This window comes from Haloarcula sp. Atlit-120R (genome assembly GCF_003665885.1).
Taxonomy (GTDB): Archaea; Halobacteriota; Halobacteria; order Halobacteriales; family Haloarculaceae; genus Haloarcula; species Haloarcula taiwanensis.
On record NZ_QPLN01000002.1, the window covers coordinates 666,176 to 682,957 of the forward strand.

Sequence of the window (16,782 nt, forward strand, 5' to 3'; positions counted from 1 at the left end):
CTGCTGGTGACGGGCGCGTCTTGAATCTGTGCCTCTTGATGACCGTTTCGGTGGGAGTGCCATAGGGCGACGGTTGTCAGTCGAATAGCTCGTAGACGCGAGCCTCATACGGTGCAAGCGTCACCGTTTCCGGATCTGCGTCGTCGCGGTCGTAATTGCCCTCGAGCAGCGTCGCATCGGCGTACTCGACCGGGAGTGCAACGGTTTCGCTCCCGTCATCGAAGTGCAAGACGACCAGAACACGCTCGGTTCCCGCGTCCGTCGACAGCGACCGCGTGAACGCGAAGACGGTTTCGTGGTCGGGGAGCAAGTCGGTGTAGTCTCCGTACACCAGCACGTCCCTGTCGGAGCGCAACTGGATGAGTCGCCGGTAGTAGTTGTAAACGGAGTCTTCGTCCGTTCGCTGGGTAGCGGCGTTGATATCCCTGTAGTTCGAATTGACCTTTATCCAGGGGTCACCGTCGGTGAAGCCGGCGTTTCGGGAGTCGTCCCACTGCATCGGTGTCCGGGCGTTGTCGCGGGTCCGGTAGCCGACGACCTCTCTCACGTCCTCGTAGTCCTCGACATCGTCTTGCCCGAGGAGTTCCCGCGCGTGGTTGATGGCGTCCACGTCACGGAGGTCGTCCATCGTCTCCCAGTCGGCGTTCGTCATCCCGAGTTCCTGCCCCTGGTAGATGTAGGGCGTGCCACGGAGCATAAGGACGAACGTCCCGAGCAGCGTCGCGGATTCCCGGCGGTAGTTCTCGGGGTCGCCGTAGCGGGAGACGCTCCGCGGCTGGTCGTGGTTCTCCCAGTACAGGGCGTTCCAGCCGTCCGCCGCCAGCCCGTCCTGCCAGCGGTCGACGATGGTTTTCAGCTCCGGCAGGCTCCAGTCGCCGACCGACCACCGCTCGCCGTTGTCGTAGTCGAGCTTCGTGTGCTGGAAGTGAAACGCCATGTCAAGCGGGCCGTCGGCGCCGGCGTACTCCCGGGCCGACTCGACGGTGAGCTGTGGCATCTCGCCGACAGTCATCACGTCGTAGTTCGACAGCACCGACTCGTCCAGTGCCGTCAGATACGACGACAGCTCCGGCCCGTTGATGAAATGCTCGGAGCCGATCCATTCGCTGTCCGGCTCGCCGTCGGGCAGCCCCTCGACTTTCGACAGAAGGTTGATAACGTCCATCCGGAAGCCGTCGATGCCCCGCTCCAGCCACCACTCGATGGTGTCGAAGACGTCCTGCCGGACGGCGTCGTTGCGCCAGTTCAGGTCCGGCTGTGAGGTGTCGTACAGGTGGAGGTAGTACTCGCCGCGCTCCTCGTCGAACTCCCAGGCGGAGCCCCCGAAAAAGGACTCCCAGTTGTTCGGCGGCACGGGCTCGCCGTCCGCGTCAGTGCCGCCCTCGCGCCAGATGTAGTAGTCCTCGTACCCCGGGTCGCGCTGTCGGGACTTCTGGAACCACTCGTGTTGGTCTGACGTGTGATTGACGACGAGGTCCATGACGAGCCGCATATCTCGGTCGTGGACTTCCGCGAGCAGCGCTTCCCAGTCGGCCATCGTTCCGAACTCGTCGTAGATTGCCTGATAATCGCTGATGTCGTAGCCGTTGTCTTCCTGTGGAGAGTCGTAGACTGGATTGAGCCAGATAACGTCGACGCCGAGGTCGGCGACGTAGTCCAGTCGGTCGACGATGCCCTGCAGGTCGCCGACCCCGTCGCCGTCGCTATCGCTAAAACTGCGTGGGTAAATCTGATAGACGACTGCTTCTTTCCACCATTCGCGGTCCAGTTCGCCGTCGGAAAGCATCTGCGATGACATCATTGTTGCTCTGAGAGTTCGTAGAGGCGCGCTTCGTAGGGCTGCAGTTCCAGGTCTGTGCCGTTGTGGCTGCTGGATTCGACCGCCGCGTCCAGTTCGTTCCCGAACAGCGGTGTTGCCTCGGCCTCGACCGGGACCGAGACGCGTGTGGCCGTCGGTGAGACGTTCAAGACGACCAGCACGTCGTCGACATCGACCGCCGGGTCGTCGAGCGTGCGCCGATAGGCGTACACCGTCTCGTGGTCGGGCAGTAATAGTTCGTATTCGCCGTACACGAGCACGTCCAGGTCGCTCCGGAGGTCGATGAGGTCGCGGTAGTACGACAGAATACCGTCTTCGGTCGCCTCGGCCGCAGCGACGTTCACCTCCTCGTAGTTTGGATTGACCTTTATCCAGGGGTCACCGTCGGTGAATCCGGCGTTCCGGGAGTCGTCCCACTGCATCGGCGTCCGGGCGTTGTCCCGCGAGCGGAACTCGACAACGTCGCGTGCCTCGTCGTAGTCGTCGATATCACCCGACTGCAGGGCGAGTTCGACGCGGTTGGACGCGTCCGCGTCCCGGATCTCCTCGACTGACTCCCACGGGCAGTTCGTCATCCCGATCTCGTCGCCCTGGAACAGGAACGGCGTCCCCTGATGTGTGAGCAGGAAGGTCGCCAGCAGCGTGGCCGACTCCTCGCGGTACGCCTCGTCGTCGCCGAAGCGGGAGACGATTCGTGGCTGGTCGTGGTTGCCCAGGTAGACGGTGTTCCAGCCGTCGAGTTCGGTCTGCCACTCGGCCATCACCGACTTCAGCTCGGGCAGCGACCAGTCTTCGATAGTCCACCACCCTTCCTGCTGGTCCAGCAGCATGTGCTCGAAGTGAAACACCATGTCCAGCGGTCCGTCGGCGCTGACGTAGTCACCGGCGGTGTCGACGTCGATATCGACGCACTCGCCGACCGTCATCGAGTCGTAGCTGTCGAACGTTTCGGCGGCCATTTCTTCGAGGAACTCCTGTGTCCGAGGCCCGTTAGCGAACTGCTCGATACCGACCCATCCGGTGTCCGGGTCGCCGTCGGGCAACCCTTCCGGCTTGGATATCAGGTTGATGACGTCCATCCGGAAGCCGTCGATGCCCTTCGCCAGCCACCAGTCGATCATCTCGTAGATGTCCGAGCGGACCTCGGGATTCTCCCAGTTCAGGTCCGGCTGGCGCTCGTGGAACAGATGGAGGTACTGCGCCCCGACCTGCTCGTCGTAGGTCCAGGCCGACCCGCCGAAGCCGGTGGTCCAGTTGTTCGGGGGCGCGGGGGTACCGTCCTCGTCGGTGCCGCCCTCGCGCCAGATGTAGTAGTTGCGGTAGCCATCCTCGTCTCGGCGCGAGCGCTGGAACCACTCGTGGTCGTCGGAGGTGTGGTTGACGACCAGGTCCATGACGAGTTTCATGTCCCGGGCGTGAATCTCCTCGAGTAGCTCCTCCCAGTCTTCCAGCGTGCCGTACGCCTCGTGGATGGCGCGGTAGTCACTGATGTCGTAGCCGTTGTCGACCTGTGGTGACTGATACACCGGGTTGAGCCAGATGACGTCGACGCCGAGGTCAGCGACGTAATCCAGTCGGTCGATGATACCCTGCAAGTCGCCGACGCCGTCGCCGTCGCTGTCGTTGAAGCTCTGTGGGTAGATCTGGTAGACGACCGCTTCCTTCCACCAGGCGCGCGCTGCGGTCATACACAGGGGTAGCCTGAGCCGTTCCTTAAACCCACGGATTCATACAACACCTGTTGTAAACATCCTCTCCACAATCGGAAACAGCGTTCCAGCGCCGCTACAGCTCAAGCACCGTGTGCCGCGGCAGTTCGAGGTCGTAGCCGACCGCCGAGACCGTCTCAGTCGGCCAGTCGCCGGTCCCGGACAGCAGTTCGACGTCGTCTGCAGAGACGAGATACGTGTCCTCGCTCTTCGTACCGGCGATAGTCGGATTCCAAGCGTACCCGTGTGGCAGCGCGACCTCACCCTCGTGTCCGGGCGTGGCGATCCATTCGCGACCGGCGAAGCCCGTCGCACCGCCCTGATGATGATTCTGCCACTCGCCCTCCCAGCCGACCTCGGCGTAGGCGTCCTGTATCGCGCCGAATACGTCGCCCGCTGTGCCGCCATCTCGGCCAGCAGCCTGTGTCGCAGCCAGCGCAGTGGTTTCGACGCGGGCAGCCTTGCGGGTGCGCTCCATGAGCCACTCCGGCGGGTCGAACGCGACCGCTCGGGTGGTGCTGACGTGGAGGCCGTTCCGCTCGACGGTCACCGACATGAGCGCGTAGTCACCGAGTTCAGCGTCTGTCGGGGTGTAGTGTCGGTAGGATTGTGCTCGCTCGGCGCTGCCGACGAGCACAACGGGTGTGGCGATGCCCCGGCCTTCGAGCTTCTGTCGGAGCACCGCGGTCACATCAAGCTCGGTGTGCGACGGCTCGACGTTCCGCGCGACAGCCTCGACTGCTTCGGCCGTGTCTCGCGCGAGTTCGCGGCACTGCTCAATCTGGGTCTCGGTCAGTGGCTGACGGAGACGCGCGGCGTCAACTGATTCAAAGCCGGGGACATCGAAATCAGCCGCCGCCGGGGTCGGACTCGCTTCAGCGACGGCTTCGGCCAGCGACTGTGCGTGCCAGTCGAATGTCTCGACGGCCACGTCGCTGTCGAGTTCCTCGTCGCGGAGCCGCGGCGCTTCGATGTTGTCGGTGACGACCCGTACCTCGTCGCCGTCGTAACCTGCGGCGGCGACGCCAACGCCGACCTCCCGGTCGACGACGTTGTCACCACCGCCGGTGAGCCACGCGAAGGAGTTCGGTCGGGCGAACCAGACGGCTTCGAGCCCCGCTGTCCGGAGGTACCGGTCGAGACGGTCTGTAAGCGTCATACCCTGACATGCCGCCGGCCCCCAGTAAAAACCAGGGACAACACGCGGCACCGGGACTGGTGCCACAGGTCTCACACAGCGGCAACGACGACACACCGTCCGTTACTCTCGTGTTCGCCTCCGCTCCTGACTCACTCGGTGATGCCGCTGTCGGGGTCTCGGGACTGGAGCAGCGAGTACATGACTGACTGGAAGGCGTCGCTATCGACGGACTCTACGACGTGGGTATTCGGGTCGCTGTCGGTCACACCGTTGACATCGACGCTGGTGTACCCACGGGTGAGTCCCTCGCGGTCGTCCACCGTAACGTGATACGTCGACACCGCCTCGCGGAGTTCCGGGTACGCAAACAGCGCGGCGGTGACACTGTCCGGGAGTGCCGTCCACCCGGGGTCATCAGGGCCCTCACTGTTGAACGCCCGGGCCTGCGCTGTCACCGACTCGAAGAACGACGCCAGTTCCGTGTCGAACGCCGATACCGCCTCGAACTCGGGAGTGCCGAACACTGCGTCCCGAAGGCACACGCCCCAGTCGACGAGCGTCACCTCGAAGGCGTCGAACACACGCTTGGCGGCGTCGGGATCGACCCACAGATTGAATTCCGCGGCGGGGGTGACGTTCCCTGCACAGTTGACGTTCCCGCCCATTACCCACACTTCATCGACGAGGTCTGGCAGCTCGGGCTCGCGGGCGTACGCCAGCGCCAGATTGGTCAGCGGGCCGATACAGAGCAGCGTGATTTCACCCGGGGCCGCCCGACAGCGGTCGACGATCTCGTCGGGGCCAAACCCCGCCGCCGATTCGATGCCGGTGTCGGGGAACACGTCCCCGCCGAGGCCGTCCTCGCCGTGAATGTACGTCGCGTGTTCGAACTCCTTGAGAAGCGGCTGTCTCGCCCCTTCGTAGACGGGCACGTCGAGTGAATCGGCGAGTTCGAGCGTATACTTCGCGTTCTCGACTTCTCTGTCGAATGGAACGTTGCCGGCGACGACCGTGATTGCGTCGACAGTAATCCGGTCACTGAGACAGGAAAGCAAAATTGCCTGTGTGTCGTCGCCCGCGGTATCCGTGTCGATGATGACGCGTCGCATACCCCCTCGTCGGATGGCACATACAAATGATACCGGGCCACAACTGCGTGCCACATCGACACTTCGTCGCTCGATACCACTGTAGAGCGACTACCGGTGCTGTAGACCGGCGTACTTACACCATTTCGAGGCGGTGTCCGCTGTCGTCACCGAGCGATTCGTACACGATACGTGCGGCAGCGATGTCCTGAATCGCGAGGCCGGTCGAGTCAAAGACGGTATTCCCGGACAGGTCCTCGCGACCCGACGCGCTCCCGACGACAATCTCGCCGAGTTCGGCGTCAATATCCGACTCGTCGATATCGCCTGTGCTCCATGGAACGTTTATCTCGCCGGAGTGGGTCGTCTGTTCGAAGTCGTCGATGACAAGTGTCGCCTCGCGGATAACATCGGTGTGGAGTTCCTGCTTCCCTTCGGCGTCGGCACCCATGGCGTTGACGTGGGTGTGCTCCCCGAGGTCCTCAAGCGTGACGATGGGGTCTTCGACCGGCGTGACCGTCGACAGGACGTCACACTGGGCCGCCTCAGAAATCGTGCCGGCGCGCACGTCGAACTCGTCGCCGAACGTGTCGATAAACCGCTGGACCCGGTCGTCATCGAGGTCGCTAACGACGACGGACTCGATCGGTCGCACCTGCGAGATGGCCTCCAGTTGCGTGTAGGACTGGACGCCGGCACCGATGATGCCCAGCGAAGATGCCCCCTCGATAGCGAGGTGGTCCGTCGCCACGGCGGCGGCCGCACCGGTTCGCTTCATCGTCAGCGTCGTCGCGTCCATCACGGCAAGCGGGAAGCCGCTCTCGGGGTCCGTGTATACGAGTGTCCCCATCACGGTCGGTAGGTCGAACTCGTCGGGGTTGTCCGGGTGCACGTTCACCCACTTGATGCCCGACGCCTCCCAGTCGTCCGTTTCGAGGTATGCCGGCATCGACCGGAAGTCCCCGTTGTGCTGTGGCAGGTCGATGTAGGACTTCGGTGGCATCTGCGCCGTGTCGTTTTCGTATGCGGCGAATGCGGCCTCGATGGCCGGGACGAGGTCCGCCATCTCGACGGTCGCTTCGATGTCCGTACTGGGAACGATAGTCGTCTGGTTGTGCTGTCGTGCTGTGGAATGGAGTGAATTGCTCATATGCTGTGAATCTCTTATATCGGTTTTATCGGTCGCGCTATACTGGCTCGCTGCACTGTTCGGCACTCTGTGGCACTGCTAGAACGACCCCTGCGACAGCGTCTTCCGGTGAGTGACCCGGCCGCGGTGCTCGGCGTCGTCGAACGACTCGACCGTTGCGAGCACGCGACAGCCGACGATATCCGCCTCACCGTTTTCGAAGTAGAGGCGGGTCTCGCCGACCTGTGCGACCAGCTCGCCGGATTTCTCGTCGAGTTCCGTGACGTACACTTCTATTTCTTCGCCCGCCTCGAACGTCGGCGTGGTCGACCTGAAGGACATCCCGGTGAGGAACTTGCTGAGCATGCTCATAGACGGGTCACATCCTTGGATTTGCGGTCAGTGGTGTACTCAAGGCCGAAGCCGGTCAGCGCGGAGAGGAGGAACACACCGAACAGGAACCAGCCGTGGAAGACGTACGGCCACACCTGGACGGGGTTGACAATCATCGCGCTGGTGAACCATTCGTACTGCTCCGGGAGGCCCTGTAGCGTCGCGAAGCCGATGAGAACGCCGCCGCCCCACGGGAAGATGTACCCAAGCGCCGAGGTGTTCGCGTCGAGGATATTCGCCCGTCGGTAGCTATTGATGTTGTACCGCTGGCCGATGCGAGCGATGTACGGCGCAATCGCGATCTCTGCTGCCGTGTTGATCGTAATCATCGAGTTGACGAGGGCGGTCCCAACCACCATCGTCGTCTCGGCTTTTCGGACGCCCGTTGCGACATTTTCGAGAAGCCATTCCTGTATCGCTTCGAAGCCACCGCCACGGATCATGATCTCCGACCCGGCGACGATGAGCAACACGAGCACGATAAGCGGGAAGAAGCCGGCTGCACCGTTGTAGATCGAGCCGGTCACGCCGGCGTTTTGCGGCGCGACCACTTCGGCAACAGGGAGCGCACCGGCCCAGCTCGCGGCTGCTGACGTTTCGGGAACTTTGAACAGCAACACGTCACTCAGCGGTGCGAGATCGAAGATGACGTTGAACACAACCGCAACGATGAGTCCCCACGAAATGGCCTCGACAATGTGTCGGCCCATGACCGCCGTCACGATGACGACGAGCATGGAGATGAGATGCAACAGTCCCGCTGGTTCGCTGTTCTGGACGAACAGGTCCTGTGCTTGCTGGGAGATGTCCAGCCCGGCCATCGCGTTTCCGGCGAAGACGTACGCCGCAAGCGCCAGTATCGCTGCGATAACAGCGTACTTGAACCGCGACGCGACGACGCCGCCGATATCGGCGTCCTGCGTCACTGCGCTCACGATCGTCGTATCACTGACTGGCGCGAGGTTGTCCCCGAAGACGGCCCCGGAGAGAATTGCTCCGAACAGCAACACCGGATTCGCCCCGAGCAGGATGCCGGCCGGGAAGAAAAGCGCCGAGAACGCGACTGCCGCGCCGTAACCAGTACCGATCCCGGTCGTGAACAGCGCTGCGAGGATGAACGTGGCGGCTGGGAACAGTGCGCCCCCGACGTCGGCCGCGTTCGCTGCCCAGACGAGTCCGCCGACGAAGCCGCCTGCCTGGAGCGTGCTCGAGAACATCCCTGCCCAGAGCCATGCGACGACTGCTGTCGCGGCGACTCGCTTCGTCATCCCATCGAAGATGGTGTTCGCGTAGTTCTTCCAGTCTCCTTTGGCGAAGAACATCCCGACGATGAGCGCCACGAGCATTCCCGCGACAAGACCAGTCGTATCCCCGATTCCGAACAGGCCACTCTGGACAATCGCCCACAGGATAAACAGCCCTATGGGAATAACGCTCATCCACCGTCCGCCGTAGAACTCGATTGCTTCGACATCTGGGCGAGAGATCTCCTCGATCTCAGTCCCATCGCCGCTATCCGTGTCTGACATGCATTCTGTGCCTCGTCAAATACACACGCAAAAGTTCATGATAATAGCTAACTCAGCGGTAACAAATCATCGGAGCCGCCTCTGGTAAATTCTCATCCCGTCGCCGTCGCTGTAGACATATAAAACTCCGCTAGGATTGGAATTCGAGTGGTGTATTACCCCTGAATATCGTCCAGATTGAACTGAGTGGACACAATTTCAGACATGTACTCTAAAAATATAACCCGTGGCAATCACTAGGCCGAGTACTATCAGCGAGTGGTATAATATCGACAGAACCTGTTCCACTATGACCGGACTTTTTTATACTGGTGTCGAGTCCACTGTGGTATGGACAGCTCTAGCGGTCGTCGTCTCCAGACGACCGAAACCTCCCTCGCGATCATTGATGCGGTAAACGAGCTGGGGGAGGCGCGAATGAGTGAGCTTGCGGACCGGCTGGACCTCTCGACGAGCACCATTCACGTTCACCTCAGGACACTCCTGGATCAGGAGTATCTGGTCAAGCGGGGTGAGCAGTACCGACTCGGCATGAAGCTGTTCCACCTCGGAGAGGGCGCCCGGACCCGAAACGAGTGGTACGAGGTCGCCCGTCGCAAAACACACGAACTTGCCGATAGCTGTGGTGAGGAAGTCACGTTTGCCATCGAAGAGTACGGACGTGCGATAACGTTGTTCAACGTCGTCGCTAACGTCCCGTCGAAAGGGTTCCAGGTGGGTCGGTACTACTACCTGCACAACTCGGCAGTCGGCAAGGCGATCCTCGCCGGGTTGCCAGAAACCCGTGTCAACGAGATTCTCGACCGGTGGGGACTGCCCGCCGAGACGGAGTACACAATCACCGACCGCGACGCCCTCATGGAAGACATCGAACGCACGAGCGAGCGCGGCTATTCGGTGAACGATCAGGAGGCAGTCGAGGGGCTTCGGTCCGTCGGCGTGCCGGTCACCGCCCCACACGGCGGCGTTCTCGGCGCGCTCGACATCTCCGGTCCGCTGTATCGGCTCCCACCGAACGAGGAACTCGCATCGATGTTGCAAGACGTCGTCGAGGAGCTGGAATCGGAACTCGGAGTCCAGTAGCGCTCTGTCGCGCCTGTCGTCGCAAGCTTGGAACGCTGCCACCTGCTCTGTGACAGGAGACACGACAACTGGCAAGTGGGCCGAGACGCTGTGTTGTCGTCAGCCCCGGTCGGCGTCTCTCGGACCGAGAAGCGTGGCCTCGACTTTCCGGAGGTGTTCGTGAAACGTCGTCTTCGCGATACCGAGCTCGTCGGCTAGCTCGCTCCCGCTTACCTCTCTCGGGTAGTCGTAATAGCCGCGTTTGCGGGCCAGTTCGAACACGTCGCGCTGTCTGTCGGAAAGCTGTCGGACCGCCAGTTCGTCCCGCTCCCTGCTTCCGGTGGTCGCGGACGTAATCTGGGTCACGGTGATCGTCGCGTCTTTCTGTGCGCACACGGCGTCGAGCTTCTCCTGTATTGTCGTCCGCGATTCGTCGATAGCGACCGTCCAGTACTCGGTCCCGTCGCGGATTCGGATCGGCTCTTGATTCATGAACCCGTGTGAGACCAGCGCGTCGTGGATGCTCTCTTCGGGGCCGTATTCGACGAGAAGCGTGCGCGTCGCTTTGTTTACCGGTGCCGATATCCCGCCGAAGCTACGACGAGTATCCATTTCTGTGACTGCATGGGTGTGGTCGGATGCCCGGGTCGCCGCAACGAGCGCCTCGACCGCGGCCGCCGACTCAGCGTATGCGACGACGTGGGCTTTGACCTTCCCGTCGACCAGATACGCCGCGTTGACCAGCAGTTTGGCTGCAGTGGCCGCCGTCACTTCCCGCATCCAGCAGTCGGGATGCTCCAGTTTGAGTGTCAACTGGAGACCGCCGCTGGACGGGGACGCGGCCATATCGGAGCCGTCAGTGGCCATCGTTCTCTCCGGGTTCTGTGACGCGATAGCGCTCGCCTGTTCTTGCTTTCATTACCGGTTGTCGTCCTCCAGTACTCTCAGTGGAGGCCACACATGTAAGGCTCTGGTTTGTCAGTCACGCCCGCAGTGTCCTTCAGTATGGACTTGCGGCGAAAATACGACGAAGGCACGCCCGCCGTTGTGCTCGCAGAGGGGGAGTTCGGACAGCCGGAAGGTAAGACGGCCAACGGTATCGTTATGCACGGAGAGCTGTTCGACGCGCAGGCCGTCGTGGACTCGACGTGTCCGAGCCCTCACGCCGGAGCGGCTCTTGAGTGGCCTGCTGCCGACAGCGTCCCGGTCGTCGAAACCGTCACCGAAGCGCTGGATCGGGCCCCGGACGCGGCCGTCCTTGTCATCGGCGTCGCGCCCGCTGGTGGTGACCTCCCGGAGTCATGGGCCGAGGCAATCAAGCACGCGATGGAGCGGGGCTGTGATATCGTCTCCGGCTTGCACGTCTTTCTGAGCGAGCGCCCGGCCTGGACCGAGCGCGCACAGCAACACGGTGTCGACCTCGTTGACGTTCGGAAACCTCCAGCCGTCACCGATCTGACGCTCGGTGACGGCCGCGGGGCTGCGGCCGACGCAGACGTCGTCCTGACGATGGGGACTGACTGTGCAGTCGGGAAGCGAACGACGACCTTTGAACTGTACCGGGCCGCGACCGATGCCGGACTCGACGCCGGCTGGGTCGCGACGGGACAGACCGGCATCCTCGTCGGCGCGGACCGCGGCGTCGTCATCGACCGGGTCCCGGCTGACTTCGTCTCGGGCGTCGTCGAGGACATGGTGCTCGACGTTGCGACGGACCACGACATCGTGTTCGTCGAAGGGCAGGCCGCCCTCACGCACACCGCATACGGCGGGGTGACGCTCGGACTGCTCCACGGAGCGGCCCCCGACGCAGTCGTACTGGCCGATGACCCTTCTCGGGAGGCCCGGTCCCACTTCGATGACCTCACTGTAGCCGGTGTCGAGGCCGAATGCCGCGCGATTACCGCCCTCACAGAGACGACAGTCGCCGCCCTCTCGACCTGGGGGGACCCGGAGGCGGAAACCGCCAGAACAGGGCTTCCGGCGGCGAACATCTACGACGATGACGGCCCGGAGACACTCCTCACAGCTGTTCTGGAGGCGCTATGACCCGTATCGACCGTGTCTCTGTCGAATCGCTCGATCGCGAACTCCGCGAGCCGTTCGAGATCTCGCTCGGAACTCGTGAGAAAGCGCGGAATCTGGTCGTTCTGGTCGAGACGGACTCGGGCGTCGTCGGCCACGGGGAGGGGTCCCCGTTACCGCCAGTGACCGGCGAGACGCAGCCGGCTGCCGTGGCGACTGCCCGGTCGGTAACGTCGATGCTTGAGGGAGCGTCCCTCGCCGACTACCGCGAACTCGCCGGTGAGGTGCGGGCCGCAGTACCCGGAGCGGTTACGGCACTGTTCGCCGTCGAGACGGCGCTGCTCGACGCGTACTGTCGCGACCGCGGTATCCCGCTCTCGGAGCTGTTCGGCGGAGCGCCGACCCCAGTTACCACCGATATTACCGTTCCGATAGTCGCGCCCGACGCGGCAGCCGAGCGAGCCACCCGTGCCGCGGCCGCGGGCTTCGACCATATAAAGGTCAAAACCGGCGGCGCGATTGACGACGACGTGGCCCGAACCGTTGCGGTCGCAGACGCCGCACCCAACGCAACGATTACCGTGGACGCGAACCAGGGCTGGACGCCGAAGGCTACAGAGCAGTTTGTCGACGAGGTGGCGACGGCTGGGGTCGACCTCGCTCTGGTCGAACAGCCGACGCCGAAGGACGATGTCCGCGGTCTCGCGAGGACCCGCGACAGACTCTCGGTCCCCGTCGCCGCGGACGAGGCCGTATTCACGCCCGCGGACGCAACTACCGTGGTTCGCGACGGGGCTGCCGACGTGATCAACGTCAAACTCGGGAAGTCCGGGCTCCTCGGGGCAGCGGCAATTGCGACAATCGCCGAGGCCGCCTCGCTCGATTGTATGCTCGGCTGTATGCTCGAAGGCGCGATCGGGATTGCGACGAGCGCTCACCTCGCCGCTGGGCTCGGTGCCTTCGACTACGTCGACCTAGATGGCCACCTGTTGCTCGACGAAACGCCGCCATCGATGGCGTTCGGTCCGGGCATCGATATCGACGGGCCGGGCCACGGAGTTTCGCTGCCGGCGGCTGTGAGTGGTGCGACTCAGAGCTGATGCTGTGGCGGGACGGTTCTCACGCAAAATAGCGTCCGGGCAGTTACTCTGCGGACTCCGCCGCCTCTTCGACGTCGGAATCGGCTTCTGAAGCATCGCTGCCAGTCGTTGCGCCAGTCCCATCGCCGCCGTCGGTTGCTGCGCTGTCCGCAGTGGCAGCGGTATCGTCCGCTGTTACATCAACCGCCGGATCGGTATCGTTGGACTCGCTCTCTTCGGTGGCTGGCTCCGTAGTGTCAGTATCAGCTTCAAGCGATTCGGCCATTTCCGCCATCGCCGCAGCGGACTCGTCCGGCCGGTCCAGAACCGCTTCGGTGTGCATTCGCATCTCTTCGCTGGCCCGGATCGTCCCGTCGACCGTCGCGTTCTCGTGGAGTTCGACGGTCGTCCCCGAGATGTCGCCCCAGACCTTCGCGCCCGGGCCGACGCGGACGGTCCCGTTGCGGGTCGTTACGTCCCCTTTGATCTCTGTGCCCCGGCCGACCACGATGTCGGCTTTCGCGCGGAGGCTTCCGAAGACAACCGTGTCACGGCCGACTTCGAGTGATTTTGCACGGATATTTCCGTGGAGCCGGCAGTCGTCGCCGACCGTCGCTGGCGTCGACACGCGCCAGGCGTCATCCGAGACGCTCGCGCCGCGTGGAATCAGAACCGGGTCGTGCTCGTCACTGCCGTCGTCTAGCATCTCGTCGATTACTTCCTCGGCCGCGTCTTCCTCGCCGATGCGGAGGAGTTGTGAGAGGTAGACGAACAGGAAGACGATGGTCGGCATCGGATTGCGGATGACGATCCAGCCGTTCGCCTCGAACCCGTTCTCGATGTCCACGTCGTCGCCGATATCAAGGTCGCCCGCGACACGGAGTTCGCCGCCGATGTGTACTCGTTCGCCGATGTAGGCGTCCTCGCCGACCAGCACGTTGTCCGCCACGTCACACCACATATCCAGCCGACAGTCACCTTCGGCTTCGATGTGGCCGCCAAAGCGGACTCGCTCGTCGGCGATGACCGTCCGCCCGCGCACACCGAACTCCACGGTCGACTGGCCGCCGACGATGACATCACCGTCGGTCACCAGGTCGTGTTCCTCGACGGTTGTTCCGTCGGGAATGTCGAGTTCGGACAGCGGGTCGGAGCCGAGTGGCACGGTTCCTATAGCGTTTTCGTTCGTATTAAACCCTCATGACGTGCATGACGGGCGTCTGACGCGGGTCGGACGGGACCGGCATCGCCGCAGTCTCGCGACGGCAGCGGGACGGTCATCGAGTCCGTGTATACCCTGAAGCCGGACGGAATCTGACAGCTGAACGGCCATAACGAACTAACCCACTGATACAGTGGCACCGATATGTCTCTCGAACGCCGTCATCTCTCGCTTGCACTTGCGGTGCTACTGATAGCGTCCGCTGGCTGTAGCGGGCTGTTGGGCACTGAATCGGGTACAGCTGGAACAGACACCGAAATAACATCGACCTCGGCTGACGTCAACGGCCCCGCACCCGGCTCGTCCGGCTTCGATGCGGCGGCTATCGAACGCGGACACTTCGAGCGGCTGTCGAACTCGTCGTTTACCACGTCGCTGTCGTTCCAACTTTCGACGGTCCGCGACGGCGAGAACCGGTCGGTGTTCATCAACCGAACCGTTGCTATCGACCGTGCGAACGACCGGTCGCTAGCGCAGGGCGAACTGGTTCAGGCCGGCGGCGACACACTGGTGACAACGACGTACACCGCCGATGGAACCACCACACAGCGCCGTGTCCTCACCCGCGGTGAGGAGGCGATGACGGAGATCCGGGCTGCGTCACCGCCGTACGACGGGTCGGTCCAGCCGGTCAACGAGAGCAGTGTCATCGACCGCTCGTTGCTCCAGTCACTGGGGTCGGACATCAACTGGACGTACGCCGGTACCGAGACGGTCGACGGTGACAGGGTCTCGCGGTTCGAAGCGACAGGGGGTAACGTTACTGGCTTCGCGGCCGACGACGCTGTCTCGACGACCGTCTCGGCCAACGGGACGACGGACTCGGCCAGTGCAACCGTCCTTGTTGACGAGGATGGCGTCATCCGGTCGTTCCAGTACCGGGTGACCACTGAGCGGGACGGCCAGCCGGTGACGGTGACGCTGTCGCTTTCCGTTTCGCAGGTCGACGATACCACCGTCGCGGAGCCGGACTGGCTGTCGAACGCGTAGCGCCGGTAACTGACGGCCCCCTACGGTGACTGCCCGGGGCTGAACTGTCTGGCGACCCACTGTGAACTGTCGAGCGCTTCGGCGCTTTGCTGCAAGCGCGCCAGCCGGTCTGCTCTGTCCGCTTCCTCCAGTTCCAGCGCCCGCTCGATGGTGTCCGCAATCGCACCGATATCGTGCGGATTGACTGTTAGCGCGCCGTCGAGATGGGTCGCCGCGCCGGCCAGTTCACTCAGTACGAGTGCGCCGTCACCATCAACACAGGCGACCGGATACTCGTGGGCGACGAGATTCATCCCGTCGCGGTGTGGCGTCACGACCATGACCTCGGCAGCCCGGTACAGCCCGGCCAACGTCTCGTTGTCGAGGGTGGCTTCGGTGTAGACGATGGGCTGCCAGTCATCGGTCCCGAAGCGGTCGTTGACGCGTTCGACGGCATCGACGACGTCCGCTCGGTACCGTCGGTAGGCGGCAATCCCCTCCCGCGTTCGACTTGCCTTCTGCACGTACGTGAACTCCCCTCGCAGGTCCGGTCGCCGGTCCCAGAGGTGCGCCAGCGCCTCAATCCGCTCGGGGATGCCCTTCGAGTAGTCGAGCCGTTCGACGCCGAGCGCGAGGCGGATGGACGTGTCCGAGCGACTGCCGCCCAGCACGGTATCGCGGATACTGCCCACGTCGGCAGCACGCGCTCGGTCCCGGACCCCCTCGGCATCGATACCTAGGGGGTTCGCGACGACTCGCGTCCGCTCGTCGTTCCGGGTGACTGTCCCGGTGTCCGTGTCGATGGTTGCCGCGGAGAACGCACTATCGACGCAGTGCAGGAACTGCTCGGCGTACCCTGCTGTGTGAAAGCCGATGACGTCACACGCCAGCAGTCCGTCGAGTAGCGCGTCGCTGTGGGGACAGTGCTGGAACACCGACGGCGCGGGCCAGGGGATGTGCCAGAACTGCAGTAGCCTTGCCTCCGGCCGTCGCTCCCGGAGCAGTTTAGGGGCGAGCGCCAGATGATAGTCCTGGAACCAGACCGGCTGGCCCGCGTCAGCGACCGTGTCGACGGCCTCGGCGAACTGCTCGTTGACGGCGCGGTACTGCTCCCAGTAGGCTGGTTCGGCCCACATCCGGCCCGTATCCTCGTGACAGAGGGGCCAGAGCACTTGATTGGCGTAGCCGTAGTAGTAGCCCTGGACCGCCGCGTCGGAGAGCGGGACGCGTTTCAGGTCGTAGGCCGGGTCCGACGGCGGCACTTTGACAATACCTTCGTGGGCGACAGTCATATCGGCGTCGCCGCTGCCCCAGGCGACCCAGGTGCCACCCCGTGACTGCATCACCGGGTCGAGTGCGCTCGTCAGGCCACCCGCGGCGGACTGGACCCGTATCTCGCCGTCGTCGCCCCGCTCGTGGCTATACGGTTCGCGGTTCGAGACGATCACCAGCGAATCCGGAACTGCACCGTCTTGCGCATTCACCGACAGTTCCGGGACCATTTGTCCTCCGTAAGGACTGCCCCGTCTTGAGGCTGTCGCGGAGTGCTGGCGTAGCTACGGGGTGGAACAAGTTATCGCTGCCCGCGAGGTCCGCCATTCGTGTCTGACGGTAAGA

At 63.4% G+C, this 16,782-nt stretch carries 14 protein-coding genes; 4 read left to right on the plus strand and 10 right to left on the minus strand.

Features of this window, described 5'->3' with window-relative positions; all coding sequences use genetic code 11:
• Positions 1 to 76: 76 nt before the first annotated feature.
• The 7 genes from DVK01_RS10690 to DVK01_RS10720 all read right to left on the minus strand — a co-directional run bounded on the left by DVK01_RS10690 (position 77) and on the right by DVK01_RS10720 (position 8,808).
• On the minus strand, positions 77 to 1,801 hold the full coding sequence (locus tag DVK01_RS10690; protein WP_233562763.1) for an alpha-glucosidase: 1,725 nt from the start codon (positions 1,799 to 1,801) through the stop codon (positions 77 to 79).
• Positions 1,798 to 3,507, minus strand: a complete 1,710-nt coding sequence (locus DVK01_RS10695) for an alpha-glucosidase (protein WP_121536645.1) — start codon at positions 3,505 to 3,507, stop codon at positions 1,798 to 1,800. Before DVK01_RS10695 ends, DVK01_RS10690 begins: the two co-directional genes overlap by 4 nt.
• A gap of 97 nt (positions 3,508 to 3,604) precedes the next feature.
• Positions 3,605 to 4,687: a Xaa-Pro peptidase family protein gene (locus DVK01_RS10700; protein WP_101349619.1), complete on the minus strand. Its 1,083-nt coding sequence runs from the start codon at positions 4,685 to 4,687 to the stop codon at positions 3,605 to 3,607.
• Between the two features lie 131 nt (positions 4,688 to 4,818).
• The gene (locus DVK01_RS10705) at positions 4,819 to 5,778 is read right to left on the minus strand and encodes a nucleoside hydrolase (protein ID WP_101349620.1); all 960 of its coding nucleotides are present in this window, start codon (positions 5,776 to 5,778) and stop codon (positions 4,819 to 4,821) included.
• Between the two features lie 115 nt (positions 5,779 to 5,893).
• A complete protein-coding gene (locus DVK01_RS10710) occupies positions 5,894 to 6,907 on the minus strand; it encodes an ornithine cyclodeaminase family protein (protein ID WP_121536647.1) in 1,014 nt (337 codons plus the stop codon).
• A 78-nt stretch (positions 6,908 to 6,985) separates the two neighbouring features.
• Positions 6,986 to 7,258 (minus strand): hypothetical protein, encoded by a 273-nt coding sequence (locus DVK01_RS10715; protein ID WP_101349622.1) that lies wholly within the window; start codon positions 7,256 to 7,258, stop codon positions 6,986 to 6,988.
• Complete coding sequence (locus DVK01_RS10720) at positions 7,255 to 8,808, minus strand: Na+/H+ antiporter NhaC family protein (RefSeq protein ID WP_121536649.1); 1,554 nt, start codon at positions 8,806 to 8,808, stop codon at positions 7,255 to 7,257. The genes DVK01_RS10715 and DVK01_RS10720 overlap by 4 nt, the downstream gene beginning before the upstream one ends.
• Positions 8,809 to 9,138: 330 nt before the next feature.
• Here DVK01_RS10720 and DVK01_RS10725 point away from each other — a divergent pair, with 330 nt between their 5' ends.
• Positions 9,139 to 9,891, plus strand: a complete 753-nt coding sequence (locus tag DVK01_RS10725) for an IclR family transcriptional regulator (protein ID WP_101349624.1) — start codon at positions 9,139 to 9,141, stop codon at positions 9,889 to 9,891.
• 99 nt (positions 9,892 to 9,990) lie between these two features.
• Here the strand turns inward: DVK01_RS10725 and DVK01_RS10730 are convergent, their stop codons facing one another.
• Positions 9,991 to 10,737 carry a helix-turn-helix domain-containing protein gene (locus DVK01_RS10730; RefSeq protein ID WP_101349625.1) on the minus strand — a complete coding sequence of 249 codons (747 nt, stop codon included), beginning with the start codon at positions 10,735 to 10,737 and terminating at the stop codon, positions 9,991 to 9,993.
• A 138-nt stretch (positions 10,738 to 10,875) separates the two neighbouring features.
• On the opposite strand from DVK01_RS10730, the gene DVK01_RS10735 reads away from it, so the two are divergent.
• A complete protein-coding gene (locus DVK01_RS10735) occupies positions 10,876 to 11,919 on the plus strand; it encodes a DUF1611 domain-containing protein (RefSeq protein ID WP_101349626.1) in 1,044 nt (347 codons plus the stop codon).
• Positions 11,916 to 12,995 (plus strand): dipeptide epimerase, encoded by a 1,080-nt coding sequence (locus tag DVK01_RS10740; protein ID WP_121536651.1) that lies wholly within the window; start codon positions 11,916 to 11,918, stop codon positions 12,993 to 12,995. Before DVK01_RS10735 ends, DVK01_RS10740 begins: the two co-directional genes overlap by 4 nt.
• 43 nt (positions 12,996 to 13,038) lie before the next feature.
• On the opposite strand, the gene DVK01_RS10745 is transcribed toward DVK01_RS10740, so the two are convergent.
• Entirely contained in the window at positions 13,039 to 14,139 is a 1,101-nt protein-coding gene (locus tag DVK01_RS10745; RefSeq protein ID WP_101349628.1) for a polymer-forming cytoskeletal protein, read from the minus strand.
• 201 nt (positions 14,140 to 14,340) lie between these two features.
• Between DVK01_RS10745 and DVK01_RS10750 the strand changes: the two genes are divergently transcribed.
• Positions 14,341 to 15,186 (plus strand): hypothetical protein, encoded by an 846-nt coding sequence (locus tag DVK01_RS10750; protein WP_121510953.1) that lies wholly within the window; start codon positions 14,341 to 14,343, stop codon positions 15,184 to 15,186.
• A gap of 20 nt (positions 15,187 to 15,206) precedes the next feature.
• Here DVK01_RS10750 and DVK01_RS10755 read toward each other — a convergent pair whose 3' ends face one another.
• Entirely contained in the window at positions 15,207 to 16,667 is a 1,461-nt protein-coding gene (locus DVK01_RS10755) for a trehalose-6-phosphate synthase (RefSeq protein WP_101349630.1), read from the minus strand.
• Positions 16,668 to 16,782 lie beyond the last annotated feature (115 nt).